Origin of the sequence: Rhizobacter sp. OV335 (genome assembly GCF_900142965.1) — a bacterium.
In the GTDB taxonomy this organism is placed as follows: domain Bacteria; phylum Pseudomonadota; class Gammaproteobacteria; order Burkholderiales; family Burkholderiaceae_C; genus Rhizobacter.
Genome location: NZ_FRCQ01000017.1, coordinates 71,811 through 96,327, shown reverse-complemented (window position 1 = coordinate 96,327; position 24,517 = coordinate 71,811). Strand labels below are relative to the sequence as shown.

At 68.6% G+C, this 24,517-nt stretch carries 18 protein-coding genes; 12 read left to right on the top strand and 6 right to left on the bottom strand.

The window, feature by feature from the left end; translation table 11 throughout:
* Positions 1-20: 20 nt before the first annotated feature.
* The gene (locus BUE42_RS18205) at positions 21-854 is read right to left on the bottom strand and encodes a TonB family protein (RefSeq protein ID WP_143171583.1); all 834 of its coding nucleotides are present in this window, start codon (positions 852-854) and stop codon (positions 21-23) included.
* A gap of 247 nt (positions 855-1,101) precedes the next feature.
* On the opposite strand from BUE42_RS18205, the gene dnaG reads away from it, so the two are divergent.
* The 3 genes from dnaG (at position 1,102) to BUE42_RS18190 (ending at position 6,712) form a co-directional block, all read left to right on the top strand.
* Positions 1,102-3,096, top strand: coding sequence for a DNA primase (dnaG, locus tag BUE42_RS18200; RefSeq protein WP_073466671.1), 1,995 nt, complete (start codon positions 1,102-1,104; stop codon positions 3,094-3,096).
* A 319-nt stretch (positions 3,097-3,415) separates the two neighbouring features.
* Complete coding sequence (rpoD, locus tag BUE42_RS18195) at positions 3,416-5,644, top strand: RNA polymerase sigma factor RpoD (protein ID WP_073466670.1); 2,229 nt, start codon at positions 3,416-3,418, stop codon at positions 5,642-5,644.
* 93 nt (positions 5,645-5,737) lie between these two features.
* Positions 5,738-6,712: an adenylate/guanylate cyclase domain-containing protein gene (locus BUE42_RS18190; RefSeq protein ID WP_073466669.1), complete on the top strand. Its 975-nt coding sequence runs from the start codon at positions 5,738-5,740 to the stop codon at positions 6,710-6,712.
* A 4-nt stretch (positions 6,713-6,716) separates the two neighbouring features.
* Here the strand turns inward: BUE42_RS18190 and BUE42_RS18185 are convergent, their stop codons facing one another.
* The gene (locus BUE42_RS18185; protein WP_073466668.1) at positions 6,717-7,415 is read right to left on the bottom strand and encodes an HAD family hydrolase; all 699 of its coding nucleotides are present in this window, start codon (positions 7,413-7,415) and stop codon (positions 6,717-6,719) included.
* A 110-nt stretch (positions 7,416-7,525) separates the two neighbouring features.
* Between BUE42_RS18185 and BUE42_RS18180 the strand changes: the two genes are divergently transcribed.
* Together BUE42_RS18180 and hemH are read left to right on the top strand one after the other, a co-directional pair.
* Entirely contained in the window at positions 7,526-10,735 is a 3,210-nt protein-coding gene (locus BUE42_RS18180) for a hybrid sensor histidine kinase/response regulator (RefSeq protein ID WP_073466667.1), read from the top strand.
* Between the two features lie 43 nt (positions 10,736-10,778).
* Positions 10,779-11,870, top strand: a complete 1,092-nt coding sequence (gene hemH / locus BUE42_RS18175; protein WP_073466666.1) for a ferrochelatase — start codon at positions 10,779-10,781, stop codon at positions 11,868-11,870.
* A 32-nt stretch (positions 11,871-11,902) separates the two neighbouring features.
* Here the strand turns inward: hemH and BUE42_RS18170 are convergent, their stop codons facing one another.
* The 4 genes from BUE42_RS18170 to BUE42_RS18155 all read right to left on the bottom strand — a co-directional run bounded on the left by BUE42_RS18170 (position 11,903) and on the right by BUE42_RS18155 (position 16,009).
* Complete coding sequence (locus BUE42_RS18170) at positions 11,903-12,895, bottom strand: Bug family tripartite tricarboxylate transporter substrate binding protein (RefSeq protein ID WP_143171582.1); 993 nt, start codon at positions 12,893-12,895, stop codon at positions 11,903-11,905.
* Positions 12,896-12,924: 29 nt separating this feature from the next.
* On the bottom strand, positions 12,925-14,430 hold the full coding sequence (locus BUE42_RS18165) for a tripartite tricarboxylate transporter permease (protein WP_073466665.1): 1,506 nt from the start codon (positions 14,428-14,430) through the stop codon (positions 12,925-12,927).
* A 17-nt stretch (positions 14,431-14,447) separates the two neighbouring features.
* The gene (locus BUE42_RS18160) at positions 14,448-14,954 is read right to left on the bottom strand and encodes a tripartite tricarboxylate transporter TctB family protein (RefSeq protein WP_073466664.1); all 507 of its coding nucleotides are present in this window, start codon (positions 14,952-14,954) and stop codon (positions 14,448-14,450) included.
* Positions 14,955-15,052: 98 nt separating this feature from the next.
* On the bottom strand, positions 15,053-16,009 hold the full coding sequence (locus BUE42_RS18155; RefSeq protein WP_073466663.1) for a tripartite tricarboxylate transporter substrate binding protein: 957 nt from the start codon (positions 16,007-16,009) through the stop codon (positions 15,053-15,055).
* 206 nt (positions 16,010-16,215) lie between these two features.
* Here BUE42_RS18155 and BUE42_RS18150 point away from each other — a divergent pair, with 206 nt between their 5' ends.
* The 7 genes from BUE42_RS18150 to BUE42_RS18120 all read left to right on the top strand — a co-directional run bounded on the left by BUE42_RS18150 (position 16,216) and on the right by BUE42_RS18120 (position 24,473).
* The gene (locus BUE42_RS18150; RefSeq protein WP_073466662.1) at positions 16,216-16,899 is read left to right on the top strand and encodes a response regulator; all 684 of its coding nucleotides are present in this window, start codon (positions 16,216-16,218) and stop codon (positions 16,897-16,899) included.
* An 11-nt stretch (positions 16,900-16,910) separates the two neighbouring features.
* A complete protein-coding gene (locus tag BUE42_RS18145) occupies positions 16,911-18,308 on the top strand; it encodes a sensor histidine kinase (RefSeq protein WP_235002428.1) in 1,398 nt (465 codons plus the stop codon).
* 55 nt (positions 18,309-18,363) lie between these two features.
* Positions 18,364-18,795, top strand: coding sequence for an RNA-binding S4 domain-containing protein (locus BUE42_RS18140; protein WP_073466660.1), 432 nt, complete (start codon positions 18,364-18,366; stop codon positions 18,793-18,795).
* A 116-nt stretch (positions 18,796-18,911) separates the two neighbouring features.
* Positions 18,912-19,460: a nucleotide exchange factor GrpE gene (gene grpE / locus BUE42_RS18135; RefSeq protein ID WP_083614242.1), complete on the top strand. Its 549-nt coding sequence runs from the start codon at positions 18,912-18,914 to the stop codon at positions 19,458-19,460.
* Between the two features lie 95 nt (positions 19,461-19,555).
* Positions 19,556-21,517 (top strand): molecular chaperone DnaK, encoded by a 1,962-nt coding sequence (dnaK, locus tag BUE42_RS18130; protein ID WP_073466658.1) that lies wholly within the window; start codon positions 19,556-19,558, stop codon positions 21,515-21,517.
* A 79-nt stretch (positions 21,518-21,596) separates the two neighbouring features.
* Positions 21,597-22,757 carry a molecular chaperone DnaJ gene (gene dnaJ, locus BUE42_RS18125; RefSeq protein ID WP_073466657.1) on the top strand — a complete coding sequence of 387 codons (1,161 nt, stop codon included), beginning with the start codon at positions 21,597-21,599 and terminating at the stop codon, positions 22,755-22,757.
* Between the two features lie 81 nt (positions 22,758-22,838).
* Positions 22,839-24,473, top strand: a complete 1,635-nt coding sequence (locus BUE42_RS18120; protein WP_235002426.1) for a response regulator — start codon at positions 22,839-22,841, stop codon at positions 24,471-24,473.
* The last annotated feature ends 44 nt before the right edge of the window (positions 24,474-24,517 follow it).

The following is a 24,517-nucleotide window of genomic DNA, read 5'->3' as shown; positions in this document are numbered from 1 at the left end:
CAACCGGCGCCCCGGCCGGCTCAATCGAGATTGAAGCCCAGTTCGACGACGCCTTCCTGCGCCTCGCGCACCGGCTGGAACTTCCATTGGCCGACGGCGGCCAGGGCCGCGCGGTTCAGGCGCACGTTCGTTGTCGACACGACGTTCGGCGCGCTCACCGAACCGTCGGGCATCACGTCGAAGCGCACCCGCACGGTGCCCCGGCGCAGATCGAGCATCACCGCACGCGGGAACTGCGGCTCGACCTGGGACACCATCACCAGCGTCTCTTGCTCCGCCTCGGGTTCCGGCGCGGTGGCGAGGACGGGCGGCGCGGCGGCATCGGGCATCGCGGTGTGGCCGCCGGGCCCGGTGCTCCCGCTGCCGTTCCCCCGAGCCAGCGCCGCCGCGCTGTTCGTCATGCGGGCCGCTTCGTTGTCGACGTTGGAGACCGGCACGGCCGCGGCAGCTGCCGGGGTGGCGACCGCTGCCGGCGCCGCTGCAGTGCGGGCCGCCGGGGCCGGTGCAGGCGCGACGACCGAGCCCTCGGCGCTGCCCTCGCCCACCTTCGCGACGCGTGCGGCCGGTGCCGGCCTGGGTGCATTCGCGACCGGTGCCGGTGCGGCCGCGGCCGGCTTGTCATCGCGGGTTTTTCGAGGCTTGTCCGAGTGGATCATGATCCAGCGGAAGACGTTTTCCGCCTCGCGCTTGGCGCGCTCGCTCGGCGCGGCGTCTTCCTTGCCGGCGGGCGCCGACGCGGCCTGCGCGTGGGCCGGCTGCAGCGCCCCGATCAGCCCGGAAGCCAGCAGCGCAAGACACAGTGTGCGAGGCGAGAACTGCAAACGCGCCTGTACCGGCGTTGAGTTGAACTGCACACGATTCCTTCCGAGGGTCTTGTTCACGGCGGACACGACGCGGCCTGGTGCGGGGTCTCCGCCTTCGGCCACCGGCTCCGGTCTGCCGTGCCCCAACGACACAGCATCGCGCTTCACGGTGCAAAAAGTGTACCGAGCATGGTCACCCTTGCGTCAATCGGTAACAGCCCGGAAGACCGGATCGTGCGAAGCCGCACAAGTCGGTGCCTCGGGGTGTACCCGCGGAGCGGTTCGATAGACTCGCGGGGTGATCCCGCCGAGCTTCATCCAGGAACTGCTGTCCCGCATCGACGTCGTCGAAGTCGTCGGCCGCCACGTGCAGCTGAAGAAGGCCGGCATCAACCACAAGGGCCTGTGCCCGTTCCACGGCGAGAAGACGCCGAGCTTCACCGTCAGCCCGACGCGCCAGACCTACCACTGCTTCGGCTGCGGCGTGCACGGCAATGCGCTGGGCTTCCTGATGGAGTATTCGGGGATGGGCTTCCTCGATGCGGTGCGCGACCTGGCCCAGCAGGCCGGGCTCACGGTGCCGGAAGACGACCGCTCTCCGCAGGAGCGCGAACGCGCCGCCGAGCTGAAGGAACGCCAGGCCACGCTCAGCGACGTGCTCGCGAAGGCGGCCGAGAGCTACCGCAAGCAGCTCAAGGGCAGCCCGCGGGCGATCGACTACCTGAAGGGCCGCGGCCTGAGCGGCGAGATCGCCGCGGCCTTCGGGCTGGGCTACGCGCCCGACGGCTGGCGCGCGCTCGCGAGCGTGTTCCCGCGCTACGACGACCCGCTGCTCGAGGAAAGCGGCCTCGTCATCTCGCAGGGCGAGAACGACGAGGAACGCAAGCGCTACGACCGCTTCCGCGACCGCATCATGTTCCCGATCCGCTCGGTGCAAGGCGACGTGATCGGCTTCGGCGGGCGCGTGCTCGACAAGGGCGAGCCGAAGTACCTGAACTCGCCGGAGACGCCTGTGTTCGTGAAGGGCCGCGAGCTGTACGGCCTGCACGAAGCGCGCGCCGGGCTGCGCAAGCGCGGCTATGCGCTGGTGGTCGAGGGCTACATGGACGTCGTCGCACTGGCCCAGCACGGCTTCGACAACGCCGTCGCGACGCTCGGCACGGCCTGCACGGCCGAGCATGTGCAGAAGCTGTTCCGCTTCACCGAATCGGTGGTGTTCAGCTTCGATGGCGATGCCGCCGGGCGCCGCGCCGCGGGCCGCGCACTCGAGGCCTCGCTGCCGCACGCCAGCGATACCCGCACCGTGCGCTTCCTGTTCCTGCCGACCGAGCACGATCCGGATTCGTATGTGCGCGAACTGGGCGCCGCCGCCTTCGAGACCTGCGTCGCGCAGGCGGTGCCCTTGTCGCGCCAGCTGGTCGAAGCCGCCCGCGATGGCGGCGACCTGTCGACCGCCGAAGGCCGGGCCAAGTTCCTCGCCAACGCGAAGCCGCTGTGGTCGGCGCTGCCGGACGGGGCGCTGAAGCTGCAGCTGCTGGCCGAGCTGGCGCAGCAAGGCGGCATCGCATCGACCGACCTGACGCACTTGTGGCAGACGTCGGCGGCGCCGCGGCACGGCGGCGGTTCCGTGTCCAACCGCCACGACCCGCCGAGCGACGACAGCTATGGCCCGCCGGACGACGGCGCGCCGGCCGCCCAGCACGAGCGCCCCCAGCGGCGCGAGGGCGGCGGCTGGAGCCCGGGCGGCGGCGGCCGCAAGTGGACCAAGGAGTGGTCCAAGGACTGGAAGGCCAAGCGAGCCGAGCGGGAGCGCTACGAGGAGAGCGGCCCGTTCCTGCCGCAGTCGAAGGTGCGCACCCTGCCCACCAGCCCGGCGGACACCGTGCTGCGGCTGCTGCTGCTGCACAGCGACTGGTGGGACCAGCTCGGCACCGACGACCACCAGCTGCTGCACGAACTGCCGGCGCCGCACGGATCGCTGATCACCTGGTTGGAGCGCCACCTGCTGGAACATGGCGCGACGCCGTGGGCCGTGCTCGAGCAAGCCCTGCACGAGGGCGAATGGGCGGACGAAAGCCGCCGCCTCGTCCCGCCGGGCGTGCTGCAGGACGAAATGCAGTTCGCCGACCTGCGCCGCGTGATCGACGGCATGTGGGTCGAGCTGCTGTCGGCACGCCTGGAGCTGCTGATCCGGCAGGCCGAAACCGACCCGGCGGCACTCGTGCAATGGCGCGAACTCGATGCGCAGAAGCGACAGCGCATGCAAAGCATGAAACCACCGCCTTCAACGTGACTTTGACGTAACGCACTCTTTCGCCGATAATCGAGGGTTACTCGGCAAGAGTGACGAACGGTACAAAGACAGCACCTCCGGGCCCCGGCCACCCTCTGACCCAGGGTCCCCACCGCAAGGCCACCTTATCCCGCAAGGGCTGTACTCCGTTCGATGTCACGCGACCTTGCCCAATTGATTGCGGCCCCAAGCTAAGGCTTGATACGGGCCTCGCTACGTCTTTGGACCTCCGCTGAACAGGGCCCAGTCGAGCCGCCTCCTGGCTTGGAACCCTGGGGGCGTGGTTCGGCGTGACGACCACCACCATTCGAGGATTTGCATGACCGCGAAGAAGAGCGCCCCCGCCAAGGCAGCACAGCCCGCCGCTGCATCGAAAGCCGTGAAGGCCGGCAAGGCCGAGGCTGAAGACAAGAAGAAGGCCGTCGCCAAGCCGGCCGCCAAGGCCGCGGCCGACAAGTCGGTCGCCGTTGCCGAAGCCAAGGGCAAGCCGGGCCGCAAGCCGAAGGCCGGCGCCGTGGCCTCCAAGAAGGAAGAAGTGCCCGAGGAGGACTTCTCCGACGTCGAAGCCGAAATCGAAGGCGAGCCCGAGCCCGAAGCGGCCGGCACCGACGACAAGACCGCCAAGGTCAAGCCGCTGCGCATGAAGGTGTCGCGCGCGAAAGAGCGCGCGCTGATGCGCGAGTTCGGCCTCGACGAGACCGCGCTCACCGAAGAAGAAGTCGCCAAGCGCCGCCATGAGCTGAAGACGCTCATCAAGATGGGCAAGACGCGCGGCTTCCTGACCCACCAGGAAATCAACGACCACCTTCCCGAGAAGCTGGTCGACGCCGACATCCTCGAAGCCATCGTGTCGATGCTGAACGACATGGGCATCGCGGTGTACGAGCAGGCGCCCGACGCCGCGACGCTGCTGATCGCCGGCGGCGGCACCACCACCGCCACCGAGGAAGAAGCCGAGGAAGCCGCCGAGGCGGCGCTGTCGACCGTCGACTCCGAGTTCGGCCGCACCACCGATCCCGTGCGCATGTACATGCGCGAGATGGGCACGGTCGAGCTGCTGACGCGCGAAGGCGAGATCGAGATCGCCAAGCGCATCGAAGGCGGCCTGCAGGCCATGATGCTGGCGATCAGCGCATCGCCCACCACCATCGCCGAGATCCTGGTCTATGCCGACCGCATCGGCGCCGGCGAGATGACGATCTCCGAGGTGGTCGACGGCTTCGTCTCCGAAGACGAGGCCGACGACTACGTGGCCGAGGAAGACGTCGACTTCTTCGACGAGGAAGACGACGACGACGGCAACGGCGGCAGCAAGGCGCTGACCAAGAAGCTCGAAGAACTGAAGGGCGCGGCGCTGACCAAGCTCGCCAACCTGCGCGAGAACTTCGACAAGATGCGCAAGGCCTTCGAGAAGGACGGCTACCAGTCGGCGCCATACAACAAGGCCCAGCAGGCCATCAGCACCGAGCTGATGACGATCCGCTTCACGGTCAAGACCATCGAGAAGCTGTGCGGCATCCTGCGTTCGCAGGTCGACGACGTGCGCCGCTACGAACGCGAGCTGCGCAAGATCCTCGTCGACAAGTGCGGCATGCCGCAAGAGTATTTCATCAAGAACTTCCCGCCCAACATCCTGAACCTGAAGTGGGCGGAGAAGGAAGCGGCGGCGGGCAAGTCGTACAGCACGGTGCTGGCGCGCAACCTGCCGCCGGTGCAGGAGCTGCAGAAGAAGCTGACCGACCAGCAGGCCCGCGCGGTCGTGCCGCTCGAGGACCTGAAGCAGATCAACAAGCGCATGAACGAGGGCGAGAAGGCCTCGCGCGACGCGAAGAAGGAAATGATCGAGGCCAACCTGCGCCTCGTGATCTCGATCGCGAAGAAGTACACCAACCGCGGCCTGCAGTTCCTCGACCTGATCCAAGAGGGCAACATCGGCCTGATGAAGGCGGTCGACAAGTTCGAATACCGCCGCGGCTACAAGTTCTCGACCTACGCGACGTGGTGGATCCGCCAGGCCATCACCCGCTCGATCGCCGACCAGGCGCGCACGATCCGCATCCCGGTCCACATGATCGAGACGATCAACAAGATGAACCGGCTGTCGCGCCAGCACTTGCAGGAATTCGGCTTCGAACCCGATGCCCCGACGCTGGCCGAGAAGATGGAGATCCCGGAAGACAAGATCCGCAAGATCATGAAGATCGCGAAGGAGCCGATCTCGATGGAAACCCCCATCGGCGACGACGACGATTCGCACCTGGGCGACTTCATCGAGGACACCAACAACACCGCGCCGATCGAAGCGGCGATGCAGGCCGGCCTGCGCGATGTGGTGAAGGACATCCTCGACAGCCTGACGCCGCGCGAGGCCAAGGTGCTGCGCATGCGCTTCGGCATCGAGATGAGCACCGACCACACGCTGGAAGAAGTGGGCAAGCAGTTCGACGTGACGCGCGAGCGCATCCGCCAGATCGAGGCGAAGGCGATCCGCAAGCTGAAGCACCCGAGCCGGTCCGATAAATTGCGGACTTATCTCGACAACCTCTGATCGTCAGCCCCTGCTGCAAAGGCCCCGCGAGCACTGCTTTCGGGGCCTTTTTTGCGCCTTCCGAGGCCGCCAGTTGCCATAAACTTCACGCTTATGACCCAGATCCTGCAGCGCACCGTGTTGTTTGCCGATCTCCGCGGCAGCACGGCGCTGTACGAGACGCTGGGCAACGCCGAGGCCACGACGGTCGTCACGCACAGCGTCGCGCTGCTGGCCCACGTGGTGACCAGTTGCCGCGGCACCGTCGTCAAGACGCTGGGCGACGGCCTGATGGCGGTGTTCGAGAACCCGATCGAAGCGGTGTCGGCGGCCGACGGCATGCACGAGTCGCTGGACCGCATCGTGCCGCCGTCGAACCCTGCTGTCGGCTCGCCGGCCGCGGTGCAACGCTCGCCGGTGCTGAAGCTGCAGGTCGGGCTGGCGCACGGCGAGGTGGTCGCGATGTCGGGCGACTGCTTCGGCGATGCGGTCAACGTCGCGGCGCGCTTGCTCGACCATGCCGGCGACAACGAGACCCTGACCACCGCCACCGTGTTCTCTGCCCAGGACGCCGAGAACAGCGCGCGCTTTCGCAGCCTCGATCGCGTGCAGTTGCGCGGCCGCGTCGAGCCGGTGCACGTCTACCTGCTCGAAGGCCGGCGCTTCGGCGACACCGCGGCCACCGCCTATGGCGACCTGCTGCCCACCACCACCGAGCCCGAAGGCATCCGCCTCGCGTGGCTCGACCTGAACCGCGTCTATGCGGGCCCGAGCCTGCCGGTGGTGCTGGGCCGCAGCCCGCAGGCCACCTATTGCATCGACGATTCGCGGGTCTCGCGCTCGCATGCGCGCATCGACTGGCATGGCGGCGCCTTCCAGCTGACCGACCTGAGCTACAACGGCACCTATGTGCGCTTCTCCAGCGATTCCGAGATCGTGCAGCTGCGCCGCGGCACCTGCACGCTGCACGGCAGCGGAGCGATCGGGCTGGGGGCCTCGCCGGTCGATCCGACCTCGCCGTGCGTGCGCTTCGAAGTGATGAAGTTTTCGGACACGCAGCCGCAGGCGCCGTTCGAGTTCAACCGCTGAGCACTCAGCAGCCGAGCATCTCGGCGAGTTCAAGCAAGGTGGCCGCCTGACCGCAACCGGCCGGCAGCTCCCCCACCGCATGGCCCGGCCGATGCAGCCACAGCGCCTGCAATCCCGCATCGCGCGCGCCATGCACGTCGAGATGCAGATCGTCGCCGACATGCAGCACCTGCGCCGGCAGCATGCCCAGCCGCTCGCAGGCCAGGTGGAAGATCCGCGCATCCGGTTTGCCGATGCCGAGTTCGCGCGAGCTCAGGCTGCCCTGGAAGTGCTGCGCGATGCCCACCGTCGCCAGGTCGGCATTGCCGTTGGTCACCGCATACAGCGGAAAGCGCGCCGCCAGCCGCGCCAGGCCCGGCAACGCATCGTCGAAGAACTCCACCCGCTGCCGTGCCGCGAAGAACACGTCGAACGCCGGTACAGCCAGCTGCGGATCGTGCCCGGTCATCGCCAACGCGCGCGCGATGCTCTCGCGGCGGATCGCGCTCAGGTCGTGGCGCCACTGCGGATGCTCGGCCTCCACCGCATTGCGCAACGCGCGCAGCGCCGGCGGATCGAAGCGCTGCGCGGTGGCCGGCGCATGCTCGTGCAGCCAGCCGTGCAGATCGTGTTCGGCCCGCTCGATCGCCGGCCACACAGGCCACAGCGTGTCGTCGAGATCCAGCGTCAAGGCAAGCGGCGAACTGACAGGGAAAGCAGGCATGGGGGCTGTGGAATCCAGCGCGGCAACGGTGCGGCGACGCGCTGGATTGTCCGCTACAGTCGACCGGCCACCGCGCAGCACACACCCATGAATCACGCCTTCCGCGCTTCATGACACCGGCCGACCTGCCCGCCGACGAGCCTGAGCGCCTGCGCGTGCTGCGCGAACTCCGCGTGCTCGACACCGTCGTCGATCCGGCCTTCGTCGCGCTGGCCCGCCAGATCGCCGCCCGCACCGGCTGGCCGATCGCCGCGATCAGCCTGGTCGATGCCGAGCGCCAGTGGTTCCCGGCCACCGTCGGCCTCGACGTGCGCGAAACCCCGCGCGATCAATCGTTCTGCGGCCACGCGATCCTGCAGCCCGAGGCCTTCGAGGTGGCCGACGCGCTGGGCGACCCCCGCTTCAGCGACAACCCGATGGTCAGCGGCGGCCCGCGCATCCGCGCCTATGCCTCGGTGCCACTGAGCGTCGACGATCGTCGCATCGGCACGGTCTGCGCGATCCACACCGCGCCGGCACGGCTGGACGCCGCGCAATGGCAGGCACTGCACGATCTCGCGCTGCTGGCCAGCGCGCTGCTCGACGCCCGCCTGCGCGAGCAGCGCTGGCGGCTGCAGGAGGCCCGGGTGCGGGCCGCCAGCCAGTCCGGCAACAGCTGGCTGTGGGAGACCGACGACCAGGGGCGGATCAGCTGGCTGTCCGAGAACTTCGAGCACCGCATCGGCCTGGCGCCGCAGAACGACCTCGGGCGCCGCTTTCCCGAGCTGGTCCAGCCGCACGGCGGCGAGCATGCGGCGTCGTGGCCGCGCTACGAGGCCGCGCTCGCCCGCCGCGAGCCGTTCACTGAGCTCGTTGCCGACCGCCACGCCCCGACCGGCGCGCTGACCCTGTCGATCAGCGGCGTGCCGGTGTTCAGCAGCAGCGGCCGCTTCCGCGGCTACCGCGGCTCGGCCACCATCATCAATGCGCGGCTGCAGGCACAGAGCGCCGCGCGCCGCGCCGAGCAGCTGCTGAGCGATGCGCTCGAGAGCATCAACGCCGGCGTGATGATCAGCGCGCCCGACGGCCGCATGCTGCAGTCGAACGCGGCCTGGCGGCGCTCCGTCGGGCGCACCGTCCCGGTCGAGGACATGACCTGGCCCGAGATGGTGCGCGGCATGGTCGCGCGCGGCGACTACCCCGATGCGGTCGGCAACGAAGAGGCCTTCGTGCAGTGGCGGCTCGGCCTCGTTTCCGAGGAAGGCGTCCAGCACGAGCTGCGCTGGCGCAACCGCTGGCTGATCGTCAACGACCGCCGCCTGCGCGACGGCAGCCTGGTGCACCTGTCGGTCGACATCACCGACCGCAAGCACGCCGAGCTGGAGCTGGCGCGCCAGCAGCTGCAGGCGCAAGAGGCGCAGGCGCGGCTCGGTGCGGTGCTGGCCGCCGTGCCCGACCTCTGGTTCGTGCTCGATGCCGACGGCCGCTACCTCGAATGCGGCGATCCGAAGCACCCCTTCCTCGTCCACAGCTGGGAGAGCGTGCGCGGCCGGCCCTTCGTGCAGGGCGTCACGCAGGAGCTGGCCGACCAGGTGCTGCCGGCCATCCGTCGCGCGCTGCAGACCGGCGAGGTGCAATGCCTCGAATACGAACTGGTGACGTCCGGCGGGCGCCCCGGCAGCTTCGAGGCGCGGCTGTCGCCGATGTCCGGCGCGCGCGTGCTGTACGTGACGCGCGACGTGACCCAGCAACGCGCGGCCGAGCAGGCCCTGAAGGCGGCCGAGGAGCGCTGGAAGTTCGCGCTCGAAGGCGCCGGCGATGGCGTCTGGGACTTCGACGAGGACCGCAACGTCGCGTTCTACTCGCCGCGCTGGAAAGAGATGCTCGGCTACCGCGACGACGAGGTCGGCAACACCATCCAGGAGTGGTCGCGCCGCATCCACCCGGACGACAAGGCGCGCGTGATGCGGGCCATCCAGGCCTACCGGCGCGGCGACACCGAGGCCTACGAGACCGAGCACCGGCTGCAGCACCGCGAAGGCCACTGGCTGTGGGTGCTCGACCGCGGCAAGATCGTCGAGCGGCATGCCGACGGCAGCCCGCGCCGCGTGGTCGGCACGCATTCCGACATCACGCGCACCAAGCAGGCCGACCAGGCGCTGCGCGACAAGCAGGCCGCCGAGCTCGCCAACCGGGCGAAGAGCGAGTTCCTGTCGCGCATGAGCCACGAGATGCGCACGCCGCTCAACGCGGTGATCGGTTTCTCGCAGCTGATGCGCATGGGCGTCGACCAGGTCGACCTCGACAAGGTGCACGACTACGCCGACCACGTGCTGGACGCCGGCCAGCACCTGCTGGCGCTGATCAACGATGTGCTGGACCTGCAGAAGGTGGAGGAAGGTGCCTTGACTCTGGACATGGGACGGGTGGCGCTCGACGACATCGTCGCGCGCACGATCGACTTGCTGGCGCCGATGGCGCGCACGCGCGGGATCCGCTTCGAGAACGAGCTGCCGTCGCCGCTGCACGTGCAGGCCGATGCGCAGCGGCTGCGCCAGGTGCTGCTGAACGTGGCCTCGAACGCGGTCAAGTACAACCGCCCCGGCGGCGCGGTGCGCTGGACGGTGCGACAGGACGGCCCCGAGCGGCTCACGCTGCTGATCGAGGACGAAGGCGCCGGCCTGACGCCCGAGCAGATGGGCCGGCTGTTCCAGCCCTTCGAGCGGCTTGGCAAGGAGACCTCGGCCATCGAGGGCACCGGCCTCGGCCTGATCATCGCGCGCAGCCTGATGCAGGCGATCGGCGGCGACCTGCAGGTGACGAGCACGCTCGGCCACGGCACCTGCGTGCGGCTCGACATGGTCTGCGACCTCGGGCCGGCCGGCACCGAGCCGGCGCCGCTGGCCGATGCCCCGTGCGATGACGCGACCGCCCCTGCGCCTGCAGGCCGCAGTGCGCTGCGCATGATGTACGTCGAGGACAACCGCATCAACGCGATCCTGTTCGAGGAGGCGCTGCGCATGCACCACGGCACGATCGACCTGCGCATCGCCGAGGACGGCGAAGAGGCGCTCGAAATCGCGCGCGAATGGCAGCCCGAGGTGCTGGTGCTCGACGCCCACCTGCCGGGCATGACCGGCTTCGAGGTGCTGCACCAGCTGCGCAAGCTGCCGGGCCTGGCTCGCGCGCCGGCCTACATGTGCTCGGCCGATGCGATGCCCGAGGACGTGCAGCGTGCCTACGAGGCCGGCTTCATCGGCTACTGGACCAAGCCGATCGACATCGCGGCGGTGGTGGCCGACATCGACCAGTTGCTGCAGTCGCCCGCGCTGGCCGGTTGAACGACCGACGAACGGCGCGAGGCGCACGGCCATAATCCGGCCGATGCGTTTCTCCGCCGAACCCCCTCACCAGCACGGCCAGGCGCCGACCACAGCGATCCTGCTCTGCAACCTCGGCACCCCCGATGCGCCGACACCGCAGGCAGTGCGCCGCTACCTTGCCCAGTTCCTCGCCGACCCGCGTGTCGTCGAGATCCCGAAACTGCTGTGGTGGCTGATCCTGCACGGCATCATCCTGCGCGTGCGGCCGGCGAAATCGGCCGCGAAATACGCCTCCGTGTGGTTGCCCGAAGGCTCGCCACTGAAGGTGTGGACGCAGCGACAGGCCAGGCTGCTGGCCGGCTACCTCGGCGAGCGCGGCCACCGCGTCAAGGTGGCCTTCGCGATGCGCTATGGAACGCCGGCGATCGGCGCCGAACTCGATGCGCTGAAGGCGGCAGGCGCCACCCGCATCCTGGTGCTGCCGATGTACCCGCAGTACTGCGCGGCGACGACGGCCAGCGTCAACGACGCGATCTACCAGTGGGCGCAACGGGTGCGTGCGCTGCCCGAGCTGCGCTTCGTGAACCGCTACCACGACGATCCGGCGTACATCGCGGCGCTCGCGAAGCGTGTGTCCGACCACTGGATGTCGCACGGTCGGCCCGACAAGCTGGTGATGAGCTTCCACGGCATGCCTCGGCGCACGCTGGACCTGGGCGACCCGTACCACTGTGAATGCCTGAAGACGGCACGCCTCGTGGCGCAGCGCCTGGAGCTGAAGGACGACCAATGGGTCGTCACCTTCCAGAGCCGCTTCGGCAAGGCCGAATGGCTGCAGCCCTATACCGAACCGACGCTGGTCGCATTGGCGCAGAAAGGCCTCAAGCGCGTCGACGTGATGTGCCCGGGCTTCACCGCCGACTGCCTGGAGACGCTGGAGGAGATCGCACAGGAAGCCCGCGATGCGTTCCTGCAGGCTGGCGGTGCCGAGTTCAACTACATCCCCTGCCTGAACGACCAGCATGAGTGGATGGCGGCGCTGAGCGCCCTCGCGATCCGCCACATGCAGGGTTGGGATACGGCGGCCCCGCCGGATGCCGCCGCGCTCGAGGCGCAGCGGCGACGGGCCTTGGCGCTGGGTTCTGATGGCTGAGCGCTGGCGCGTGAGCGCCGGCGGTCGCCCGATCAGGCCGTCTTCAATTTGAGGATGTAGACGAGCGCGTCGGCCATCGCCTTGTCGAGCTCCATCGACTCGCTGAACTCGGTGCCGACCTGCCAGCTGGGCTGCCAGTCGTTGCGCACCAGTGCGGCCTGCCAACTGGGGTGCTGGGTCGCCTTCTGCAGCGCCGTGCGCACGTTGGCCACCTGCGCATCGGACATGCCGGACGGCGCGAAGATGCCGCGCCAGTTCGCCAGGTCGACGTCGAGGCGCTGCTCGCGGAACGACGGGATGCCGAACAGGCCGCGCCGCGAGCTGATCGCCAGCGCCCGCAGCTTGCCCGACGAGATGCCCGACTTCAGCTCGCCGAAGCCCGACACCGCCGCCGCCACCTTGCCGGCGGCCAGCGCCTGCATCACCTCGGCCCCGCTGCTCGACGGCACGTAGACCAGCCGGCCGGGATCGGCGCCGGCGGCACGCGCCACCAGCGCGGCGCACATGTGGTCGACGCCCCCTGCCCCGCCGCCGGCCAGCGGCACCTCGGCGATGTTCTTCACCAGCGCGGCCTGGAAATCCTTGATCGTCTGGAACTTCGAATCGGCTGGCACCACCAGCGCCAGCACCTCGCTGGTCAGGCGGGCGACCGGCTTCACCTTGGCCAGCGTGATGGCCGGGCGGTTCAGCGCGATCGAGCCGACCATCACGAAGCCGCCGACCATCACCGAATCCTGGGCATCCGAGTATTTCTCCACGAATTCGGCCAGCCCGATGATGCCGCCCTTGCCGCCCTTGTTCTCGTAGACGATCTCGCTGGCCTGCCCGGCGGCCAGCAGCGCGTCGCCGACCGCGTGGCCGGTGCCGTCCCAGCCGCCGCCGGGGTTGGCCGGGATCATGATGCGCAGCCGGCCGAGCGGCGGCGCGACGGTGGCAGCCAGGCTGGCCACCGGCAGCGTGGGGGCGATGCCGGCGGCTGTGGAAGCGGCCATCCAGCGGAGAACGGAACGACGGTTCGACTTCATGGAGGATCCTTGCTGCGAGGGAGGGCCGGTCAGGCCGGCGCCACCACGCGGCGGCGCCGGAACCGGGTCAACAGCGGCGGGACGATCAAGACCGCCACGCACACAGCGAGGATAGTCGCCGACAACGGCCGTTCAATGAACACCGTCCATTTGCCCTCTCCAATGGACATCGCATTGCGCATATGTGCCTCTCCGAGCGGCCCGAGGATCATCCCGACGATCACCGGAGCGGTCGGAAAGTCGAAGCGGCGCATCACGACGCCCAGCAGCCCGATGCCGTACAGCAGGAACAGGTCGAAGGCCGACTGGCGCATGCCGTAGACGCCAACCGTCGCGAAGATGAGGATGCCGGCGTAGAGCGCCGGCTTCGGGATCTTCAGCAGCTTCACCCACAGCCCGACCAGCGGCAGGTTCAGCACCAGCAGCATCACGTTGCCGATGTACATCGACGCGATCAGCGCCCACACCAGCGCCGACGAGGTCTGGAACAGCGTCGGGCCGGGCTGGATGCCGTAGTTCTGGAACGCCGACAGCAGGATCGCCGCGGTGGTGGACGTCGGGATGCCCAGCGTCAGCAGCGGCACCAGCGTGCCGGCCACCGCCGCGTTGTTGGCGGCCTCGGGCCCGGCCACGCCTTCGATCGCGCCGACGGTGCCGAATTCTTCCGGGTGCTTCGACAGCTTGCGTTCGGCGCCGTACGACAGGAAGGTCGGGATCTCGGTGCCGCCGGCCGGGATGGTGCCGAACGGGAAGCCGATAAGCGTGCCGCGCAGCCAGGCCGGCCACGAGCGCTTCCAGTCGCTCTTCGTCATCCACAGGCTGGACATCTTGTTGCGCGTCTCGTCCGTGCGGCCCTCGTACATCATCAGGTACATCGCCTCGGCGACCGCGAACAGGCCGACCGCCACCAGCACCACCTCGATGCCGTCGACCAGCTCCGGCACGTTGTTCAGCGTGAAGCGCGCCTGGCCCGAGATCTGGTCGATGCCGATGATCCCGATCGACAGGCCCAGCAGCAGGCTGGTCATGCCGCGCAGCGTGCTCTGGCCGAGCACCGACGAGACGGTCGTGAAGGCCAGCAGGATCAGCGCGAAGTACTCCGGCGGGCCGAAGCGCAGCGCGAACTCGGCCAGGCCGGGCGCGAACAGCGTGACGAGCACGGTGGCGATGGTGCCGGCGAAGAACGAACCGATCGCCGAGGTGGCCAGCGCCGCACCGGCGCGGCCGCTCTTGGCCATCAGGTTGCCCTCCATCGCGGTGACCATGCTGCCGGTCTCGCCGGGCGTGTTCAGCAGGATCGAGGTGGTCGAGCCGCCGTACATCGCGCCGTAGTAGATGCCTGCGAACATGATCATCGACGCGGTCGGCTCGACGTGCGAGGTGATCGGCAGCAGCATCGCGACCGTCAGCGCCGGACCGATGCCGGGCAGCACGCCGATCGCGGTGCCGATCAGGCAGCCGAGAAACGCCCACATCAGGTTGATCGGCGTGCCCGCCGTCATGAAGCCTTGCAGCAGTGAATTCCAGATGTCCATGATGGTGATGCTCTACTTCAGATCCAGCCGGAGCTGGTGAGGCCGGGCAGCGTCAGCCCCAGCAGCTTCGTGAACAGCCAGTACACCGGCGCCGACAGCGCCGCGCCGATCAGCACGTCCCGCACCCAGTCGGCCAGCGTCGCGCGCCCTGCCCCCATCGACAGCCGGAAGCCGCGTGCCGCCAGCACGAACAGCAGCGAGCACGACGGGATGAAGCCGACGTGCGTGATCAGCGCCGCATTCAGCAGCAGGCCGGCCGACAGCCAGGCCATGCCGACCCAGTGCGGCGGCGGGATGTCGTCGCTGCCCTCGGGCATCGCGCGAAAACCACCGGTCGTCGCCTGCACGATCAGCAGCACGCCGCACAGCGCCATCGCGGCCGCCATCAGCCACGGCAGGAAGCCCGCGCCGACGCCGGCATAGCCCGCCTCGCTCTTGATCTGCACCGCACCGATGGCCATCAAGACCCCCAGTCCGATCGCGCCGGCCCCGAGGCCGATCTCGGATCGCTTGCTCTTCTTCATGTTCTACGTCCTTCCGTCAATCCATCCCGCAAAACGCAGGCTGGCCGGCGCACAGGCGCCGGCCAGCCGAACTGCGTGGTGCGCGCGACCCGGCGCGCTTACAGCATGCCCAGCTTCAGCATCAGCGCACGCAGGCGGGCCGTGTCGTCGTCGACGAATTTGCCGAAGTCGTCGCCGGTCAGCAGCGCCGAGTTCCACTTGTTGCTGGCCAGCGTCTCGGCCCAGCTCTTGGTCTTGGTGGCCTTGGCGACCGCGTCGACCAGCTTCTGGCGCTGCGCCGGCGTGATGCCCGGCGCGCCGTAGACGCCGCGCCAGTTGCCGATCGAGACGTTGATGCCCTGCTCGACCAGCGTCGGGATGTCGGAGCCGCGGATGCGGGTCGGCGCGGTCACGCCGATCGCGCGCATCTTGCCGGTCTTGATGAACTCCTCGAACTCGGCCAGGCCGCTGGTGCCCACCGTGATGTGGCCGCCCAGCACCGCGGCCGTCGCCTCGCCGCCGCCCTTGAACGGCACGTAGTTGATCTTGGTCGCGTCGACGCCTGCCTCGCGCGCGATCATCGCGACGCTGACGTGGTCGACCGAGCCCTTCGAGCCACCGCCCCACTTGACGCTGCCGGGGTCCTTCTTCATCTGCTCGACGACGTCCTTCATCGTCTTCAGCGGCGAATTGGCCGGCACGACGAACACGTTGTACTCGGCCAGCAGGCGCGCCACCGGCGTCGCGTCGCTCAGCGTGATCGGCGGCTTGTTCTGCACGATCGCGCCGACCATGACGGCGCCGACGACGATCATCGCGTTCGGGTCGCCCTTCGAGGCGTTCGCGAACTGGGCCAGCCCGATCGTGCCACCGGCGCCGCCCTTGTTCTCGTAGGTGACCGAGCCGGCCACGCCCGCTTCCTGCAGGGCCTTGCCGATGCCGCGGCCGCACTGGTCATAGCCGCCACCGGGGTTGGCGCCGATCATCACCTTGAAGTTGTCCTGGGCGAACACGGCCGCGGAAGCGGACGCAAGGGCCAGCGGCAACAGCAGGGTTTTGAGCAAGAGGCGTCGCATGGGTAAGTCTCCTTGAGAGGGGGATGCACGGAACAGAGGCGCCATCCTGATCGCAGGGGCGCCCGGTTACATCCGGGCAAGCCCTGGGGTCGCGGCATCAGACTGTCAGACGCCTGTCATTCCCTACCGCCAGCGCTGTCGTCTGCCTGTCAGGCCGGGTTCGCCCCGGGCGAGACCCCCTTGCGCGGCAGGGCACACTCGCGGCCATGAAACTCCTGCTGGTGGAAGACGACCTCGCGATGGCGCAGGCGCTGCAGCTGGCGCTCGAACGGCGCGGCTTCGACATGGCCGTCGTGCACAACGGCAGCGATGCCTTGCAGCAGCTGCGCAACCAGCCGCCCGACCTGGCGCTGCTCGACCTGACGATTCCCGGCCTGGACGGCCTGCAGGTGCTGCACCGCGCGCGCGCCGAGGGTATCCGCGTCCCCATCGTGGTGCTGACGGCCCGCGGCGCGGTCGGCGACCGGGTGCTGGGCCTGAACGCCGGGGCCGACGACTACCTCGCCAAGCCGTTCGACCTGGACGAGCTCGAGGCCCGCATCCGGGCGCTGCTGCGGCGCACTGCGAGCACCGAATCGGAAGAACTCGCCTGCGGCGCGCTGACGCTCGAGCTGTCGTCCGGGGCGTGCTACCTCGACGGCCGCGTGTTCGACGTGACCCCGCGCGAGCAGGCGCTGCTGAAGGCGCTGATCGCGCGGCCCGGCCACGCGGTGCCGAAGGAAAAGCTGTTCCGCGTCGTGTTTCCGATGGAGACCGACATCCAGTTCGAGGCGATCGAGGTGGTGGCCTACCGGCTGCGCAAGAAGCTGGCCGGCTCCGGGGTCTCGCTGATCACGCTGCGCGGCCTGGGCTACCTGCTGCGCTCCGACCCGGTCGCCGGCACCGCATGACACAACAGCGCATGACACAAACACCGGCCTATTCGCTGCGGGGCCGGCTGATGGGCTGGATCGTGCTGCCGATCGCCTGCTTCATCGCGTTCGACACCGTCAGCCTCTACCAGCGCGCGCTCGACGCCATCACGCTGGCCTACGATCGCACGCTGCTGAGCTCGGCGCGCAACATCGGCGAGCTGCTGTCGATCAAGGGCGCCGAGCTGCGCGTCGAACTGCCGTACAACGCGCTCGAGATGCTCGACAACGGCGATGCCCGGATGATGTACCGCATCAGCGGCTTCAGCGGCGAGTTCCTGTCGGGCTATGCCGATTTCCCGGCCTACGCGCGCACGCCGCCGCGGCGCTCGGCCTACGACGCGCTGGTCGACTTCTACGACGGCGAGTTCCGCGGCGAACCGGTGCGCATCGCGGCGCTCTACCAACCGGTGGCCAGCCCCGATGCGCGCGGCGTCGCGCTGGTGCAGGTCGCCGAGACGCTGGAGGTGCGGCGCCGGCTCGCGCGCCAGATCCTGATGGACACGCTGGTGCGCCAGGCACTGCTGATCAGCGTCGTCGCGCTGATCACCTGGTTCGTCGTCGCCCATGCGCTGCGGCCGATCGAGGCGCTGCGCGCGCAGCTCGAATCGCGCAGCGACCGCGACCTGTCGCCGGTCACCGACCCGAACCTGCCGACCGAGCTGTCGCCGCTGCTGGGCGCGGTGAACCAGTTGATGCAGCGGCTGCAGCGCCTGCACGGCCACCAGCGGCAGTTCGTGCGCGATGCATCGCACCAGTTGCGCACGCCGCTGGCGGTGCTGAAGACGCAGGTGCAGTCGGCGATGTGCGCGCCGAGCAAGGATGCGAGCGCGGCCCTGCCGGCGATGCACGCCACCGTCGACCGGGCGATCCGGCTGGCCAACCAGATGCTCGCGCTGGCGAAGGTGGAGCAGGTGCAGGGCCAGCCCGAGCCGGCCACCGCCGACCTGGGCGAGCTGGCGCGCGAGGTGGCGATCGACCTGTCGCCGCTGATCGGCGAGCGCAACCTCGATTTCGAGCTGCAGGCCGAAACGAGCCTGGTGCACGGCCATGAATGGATGGTGCGCGAGCTGCTGCGCAACCTGCTGCACAACGCGATCCGCGAGACCCCGAAGCGCGGCGAGCTGCTGCTGCGGGTCGCGAACGCCGAGTTGCTGATCAGCGACAGCGGCCCGGGCATCGCGCCCGAGTTCCGCGAGCGGCTGTTCGAGCCGTTCCACACCGGGCATCCGACAGTGGGCAGCGGGCTCGGGCTGTCGATCTGCCGCGAGATCTGCAATTCGATCGGCGCGACGCTCGAGCTGGAGAACCGGCAGTACGCCGGACGCCTCGCCGGCCTCGACGCAACGGTGCGATTCCGGCCCGTGACCGAGGTGCCACCGACCTGAATCCTGCCTACACTGGGCACCCGACCACTGCGTGCACCGTCCCCCCGAACCGTCCATGGCGAAGTCACCTTCCAGCACCCCCGACGACCACGGCGTGCGGCTCGACAAATGGTTGTGGGCCGCCCGTTTCTTCAAGACGCGCAGCCTCGCGACGCAAGAGATCGACAAGGGCCGCATCCACGTGAACGGCCAGGCCGCGAAGCCGGCGCGCGAGCTGAAGCCGGGCGATCGCCTCGAGATGCGCCAGGGCCCGGTCACCCGCAGCATCGTCGTGCTCGGCCTCAGCCACCAGCGCGGGCCGGCACCGGTGGCGCAGGCGCTGTACGAAGAGACGGCCGAGAGCGTGGCCCGCCGCGACGAGGCGGCGAAGCAGCGCAAGCTGGCTTCCGAGCCGGCGCTGGCCATCGAACAAGGCCGCCCGACCAAAAAAGACCGGCGTCAATTGGCCGACTGGAACCGCTGGAGCGCCAGCATCGACCCCGAGTAACCCTCGGCGCGGGTCGGCCGCCCTTGCCTTTTTCCGGTGCGGTCCCACGTGCCTTCCAGCGCGGGGCCCTGCATTATTTTGAAAGCCCCTCTTGAAACGCGGGGCAAAGCGCTCATATGCGCGCCATTCGACAGGATCCACCCATGCAAAATCCAGAAAATTCTTCGCAAGATCAAGGACTTGACACGCCGGCCGACAACGCAGGCAGCGCCGCGCAGACAACCGAGCCCAACCTGGAAGCCCGCTTGGCCGAGATGTCCGACGCCTACCTGCGCGCCAAGGCCGAGACCGAAAACATCCGCCGCCGCTCGGAAGAAGAGATCGCCAAGGCGCGCAAGTTCGCCGTCGAAGGCTTCGCCGACAGCCTGCTGCCGGTGAAAGACAGCCTCGAGGCCGCGATCGCGATCCAGGCCGCGACGCCGGAACAGCTGCTCGAAGGCGTGCATGCCACACTGCGCCAGCTGTCGGCGGCCCTCGAGCGCAGCAAGGTGCTCGAGATCAACCCGCCGGCCAGCACCAGGTTCGACCCGCACCACCACCAGGCGATCAGCATGGTGCCGGCCGACCAGGAACCCAACACCGTCGTGGCCGTGCTGCAGAAGGGCTACCTGATCGCCGACCGCGTGCTGCGCCCGGCACTCGTGACGGTCGCGGCCCCGAAGTGACCAGGATCAAGTCATCCACAAGCCCGGCCCCTTGAAACGGCCCGACTTATCCACAACTCGACAACATCAAGATTTTCGGAATTCAGGAGAACCACATGGCAAAAATCATCGGCATCGACCTCGGCACCACCAACTCGTGCGTGGCCATCATGGAAGGCAACACCACCAAGGTGATCGAGAACAGCGAAGGTGCGCGCACCACGCCGTCGATCATTGCCTACCAGGAAGACGGCGAGATCCTCGTCGGTGCCTCTGCCAAGCGCCAGGCCGTCACCAACCCGCGCAACACGCTGTATGCGGTGAAGCGCCTGATCGGCCGCAAGTTCACCGAGAAGGAAGTGCAGAAGGACATCGACCTGATGCCCTACAAGATCGCGCAGGCCGACAACGGCGATGCGTGGGTCGAGGTGCGCGGCAACCGGCTCGCGCCGCCGCAGGTCAGCGCCGAAGTGCTGCGCAAGATGAAGAAGACCGCCGAGGACTACCTGGGCGAAGCCGTCACCGAAGCGGTGATCACGGTGCCGGCGTACTTCAACGACGCCCAGCGCCAGGCCACCAAGGACGCGGGCCGCATCGCCGGCCTCGACGTGAAGCGCATCATCAACGAGCCGACCGCCGCGGCGCTCGCGTTCGGCCTCGACAAGAACGAGAAGGGCGACCGCAAGATCGCGGTGTATGACCTGGGTGGCGGCACCTTCGACGTGTCGATCATCGAGATCGCCGACGTCGACGGCGAGAAGCAGTTCGAGGTGCTGTCGACCAACGGCGACACCTTCCTGGGCGGCGAAGACTTCGACCAGCGCATCATCGACTACATCATCACCGAGTTCAAGAAAGAGCAAGGCGTCGACCTGTCGAAGGACGTGCTCGCGCTGCAGCGCCTGAAGGAAGCGGCCGAGAAAGCGAAGATCGAGCTGTCGAACAGCGCGCAGACCGACATCAACCTGCCCTACGTGACGGCCGATGCCTCGGGTCCGAAGCACCTGAACATCAAGCTCACGCGTGCCAAGCTCGAATCGCTGGTCGAAGAGCTGATCGAGCGCACCATCGCGCCGTGCCGCACCGCCATCAAGGATGCCGGAGTGGCCGTCGACAAGATCGACGACGTGATCCTGGTCGGCGGCATGACCCGCATGCCCAAGGTGCAGGAGAAGGTCAAGGAGTTCTTCGGCAAGGAACCGCGCAAGGACGTGAACCCCGACGAAGCCGTGGCCGTCGGTGCCGCGATCCAGGGCCAGGTGCTGGCCGGCGACCGCAAGGACGTGCTGCTGCTCGACGTGACCCCGCTGAGCCTGGGCATCGAGACGCTGGGCGGCGTGATGACGAAGATGATCACGAAGAACACGACCATCCCGACCAAGTTCGCGCAGACCTTCTCGACCGCCGACGACAACCAGCCGGCCGTGACCATCAAGGTGTACCAGGGCGAACGCGAGATGGCCTCGGGCAACAAGAGCCTGGGCGAGTTCAACCTCGAAGGCATCCCGCCGTCGCCGCGCGGCACGCCGCAGATCGAGGTGAGCTTCGACATCGACGCGAACGGCATCCTGCACGTCGGCGCCAAGGACAAGGGCACCGGCAAGGAAAACAAGATCGTCATCAAGGCCAACTCCGGGCTGAGCGAGGCCGAGATCCAGCAGATGGTGAAGGACGCCGAGCTGAACGCCGCCGAGGACAAGAAGAAGCTCGAACTCGTGCAGGCCCGCAACCAGGCCGATGCGATGGTGCACAGCGTGCGCAAGTCGCTGGGCGAGCATGGCGAGAAGCTCGACGCCGGCGAGAAGGAAAAGATCGAGACCGCGCTGAAGGACGCCGAGGAAGCGCTGAAGGGCGACGACAAGGCGGCCATCGAGGCCAAGAGCGAAGCGCTGATGGCCGCCAGCCAGAAGCTGGGCGAGAAGGTCTACGCCGATGCGCAGGCCGCCCAGGCGGCAGCCGGCGCGGGCGCGGCGGCGGGTGGCGGCGCGCAGCAACCGCACGCCGAGGCGGCTTCGTCGAAGCCGGCCGACGACAACGTCGTCGACGCCGAGTTCAAGGAAGTGAAAGACCAGAAGTAAGGCACTGCCGCGGCTTCTTCAGACCCCCGTGGGCCGTGTCCGGTGCACGGGGGATTTGCATTTCCAAGCGTGAATACCCATGGCAAAGCGTGATTACTACGAAGTCCTCGGCGTCGCGAAGAACGCGACCGAGGAGGACATCAAGAAGGCCTACCGCAAGCTGGCCATGAAGCACCACCCCGACCGCAACCAGGGCGACGGGGCGAAGAAGTCGGAAGAGCAGTTCAAGGAGGTCAAGGAGGCCTACGAGATGCTCTCCGACGCGCAGAAGCGCGCGGCCTACGACCAGTATGGCCATGCCGGCGTCGACCCGAACGCCGGCGGCTTCCGCCCCGGCGGCCAGGGTGGCGAGGGCTTCGGCGGCTTCGCCGAGGCCTTCGGCGACATCTTCGGCGACATCTTCGGCGGCCAGGGCGGTGGCGGCCAGCGCCGTGGCGCCGGTGGCGGCCAGCAGGTGTTCCGCGGCAGCGACCTGAGCTACGCGATGGAGATCACGCTTGAAGAAGCGGCGCGCGGCAAGGAGACGCAGATCCGCATCCCGAGCTGGGAAGAGTGCGAGACCTGCCACGGCAGCGGCGCCAAGCCCGGCACCAGCGCCAAGACCTGCCCGAGCTGCAACGGCGCCGGCACGGTGCACATGCGCCAGGGCTTCTTCAGCATCCAGCAGACCTGCCCGCACTGCCACGGCACCGGCAAGATCATTCCCGAGCCGTGCGTCACCTGCCACGGCCAGGGCAAGATCAAGAAGACCAAGACGCTGGAGGTGAAGATCCCCGCCGGCATCAACGAAGGCATGCGCATCCGCTCGGCCGGCAACGGCGAGCCGGGCACCAACGGCGGCCCGGCCGGCGACCTGTACATCGAGATCCGCATCAAGCAGCACGAGATCTTCGAGCGCGACGGCGACGACCTGCACTGCACCGTGCCGGTCGGGCTGACGCTGGCGGCGCTGGGCGGCGGCATCGAGGTGCCCACGCTGGGCGGCAAGGCCGAGATCGAGCTGCCCGAGGGCACCCAGCACGGCAAGACCTTCCGGCTGCGCGGCAAGGGCATCAAGGGCGTGCGCTCCAGCTACCCGGGCGACCTGTACTGCCACATCAGCGTCGAGACGCCGGTCAAGCTGACCGAGCACCAGCGCAAGCTGCTGAAGGAGCTGGAAGAGTCCTTCGCGAAGTCGGGCGGCAAGCATTCGCCGAATGCCAAGAGCTGGACCGATCACGTGAAAGACCTGTTCAAGTAGGACCGCACTCAAGCGGCCATCCCACCCGGCCGATATGGGGGGATGGCTCCGCTTGACCGTGATATCGCGCAGTGCCGGGCGATGGTCATTGACCCGAACCCGACCTCGCGCAGCATTCTTTGTGCGCAACTGCGCGATTTCGGCGTCGGCACGGTCGTGCAATGCGGCCGCATCGAAGACGCCCGCAAGCAGCTGGAAGCCCGCCCGTTCGACGTGGTGCTGTGCGAGCACAGCTTCAGCGCGACCGGCTACTCCGGCCAGAACCTGCTCGACGACCTGCGGCGCAGCCAGTTGCTGCCGCTGTCCACCGTCTTCATCATCGTCACCAGCGAAGCCTCGTACGCGCTGGTGGCCGATGCCGCCGAGTCGGCGCTCGACAGCTACCTGCTGAAACCCCACACCGCGACCGCGCTCGGCGAACGCCTGATGCAGGCGCGCCGCCGCAAGAAATCGCTGGGCGAGATCTTCCTCGCGATCGAGGAAGGCGACTTCGAACGCGGCGCCGCGCTGTGCGCCGCCCGCTTCGAGCAGCGTGGCCCGTACTGGCTGTACGCCGCGCGCATCGGCTCGGAGCTGCTGCTGCGCGTGAACAAGCACCAGGAGGCTCGTGCGATGTTCGAGGCGGTGCAGAAGACCGGCGCGATCCCGTGGGCGCGCCTGGGCATCGCGCGCAGCCAGCTCGACGCCGGCCAGTCGGGCCCGGCCTTGCGCACGCTCGAAAGCCTGATCGGCGACCACCCGAGCTTCGTCGACGCCTACGACGTGATGGGCCGCGTGCAGGTCGAGCAAGGCGACCTGCAGAGCGCGCTCGACACCTACAAGCGCGCCACCGCGCTGACGCCGGGCTCGATCAGCCGGCTGCAGAAGCACGGCATGCTGGCCTTCTACATGGGCGATCGCGACGAGGCGGGCCGCATGCTCGAGCGCGCCGCCTCGGTGGGCATCAGCTCGAAGATGTTCGACTACCAGACGCTGGTGCTGCTGGCCTTCACGCGCTTCCACCAGCGCGATTCGAAGGGCCTGCAGCGCTGCCTCGACAACCTGCAGCATGCGCTGCAGAAGGTGCCGCAGAGCCGGCGCCTGCAGCGCTTCGCCGCGGTGGTCGAGGTGTTCAACCTGATGCTGCAGAAGCAGCTCGGCGCGGCCATCGCCGCGGTGCGCGAGATCACGCGCGAGTTGCGCGAACCGGGCCTCGACATGGAGGCGGCGTGCAACGTGCTGAGCATGGTGTCGCAGCTGACCGCCGCCGAGCTGAAGCTGGACGGCGCCGACGACTGGGTCGACGCGCTGGCGCTGCGTTTCGCGAGCGCGAAGGGATTGGCCGAGCTGCTGGCGCGCACCGCGTCCAGCCATCCGCCGCATGCGCAGCGCGTGCGCGATGCGCAGCAGCACATCAACGAGATGGCCGAGCAGGCGGTGTCGCACACGCTGTCGGGCGACCACCGCGGTGCGGTGCAATTGCTGCTGGCGCACGGCGAGCGCACGCTGAACGGCAAGCTGATCGAGATGGCGCGCATGACGCTGCAGCGCCACCACGAGAAGATCGCCGATGCCGCGCCGCTGCAGGAGCGGGTCGAGGCGCTGCGCAGCCGCTACGCCGGCAGCGCGATGCCGTCGCTCGGGCAGGCCAGCGGCCGCCAGGCCGGCGCGCTGACGCTGCGCGAGCGTGGTGCGCCCGCCGAGGCCGAAGCGGCCGCGCCGGCCGACGCGCCCTGACGCGCTGGCCCTAAGCTTCGCCTCATCCGCCTGCGCGACAATTC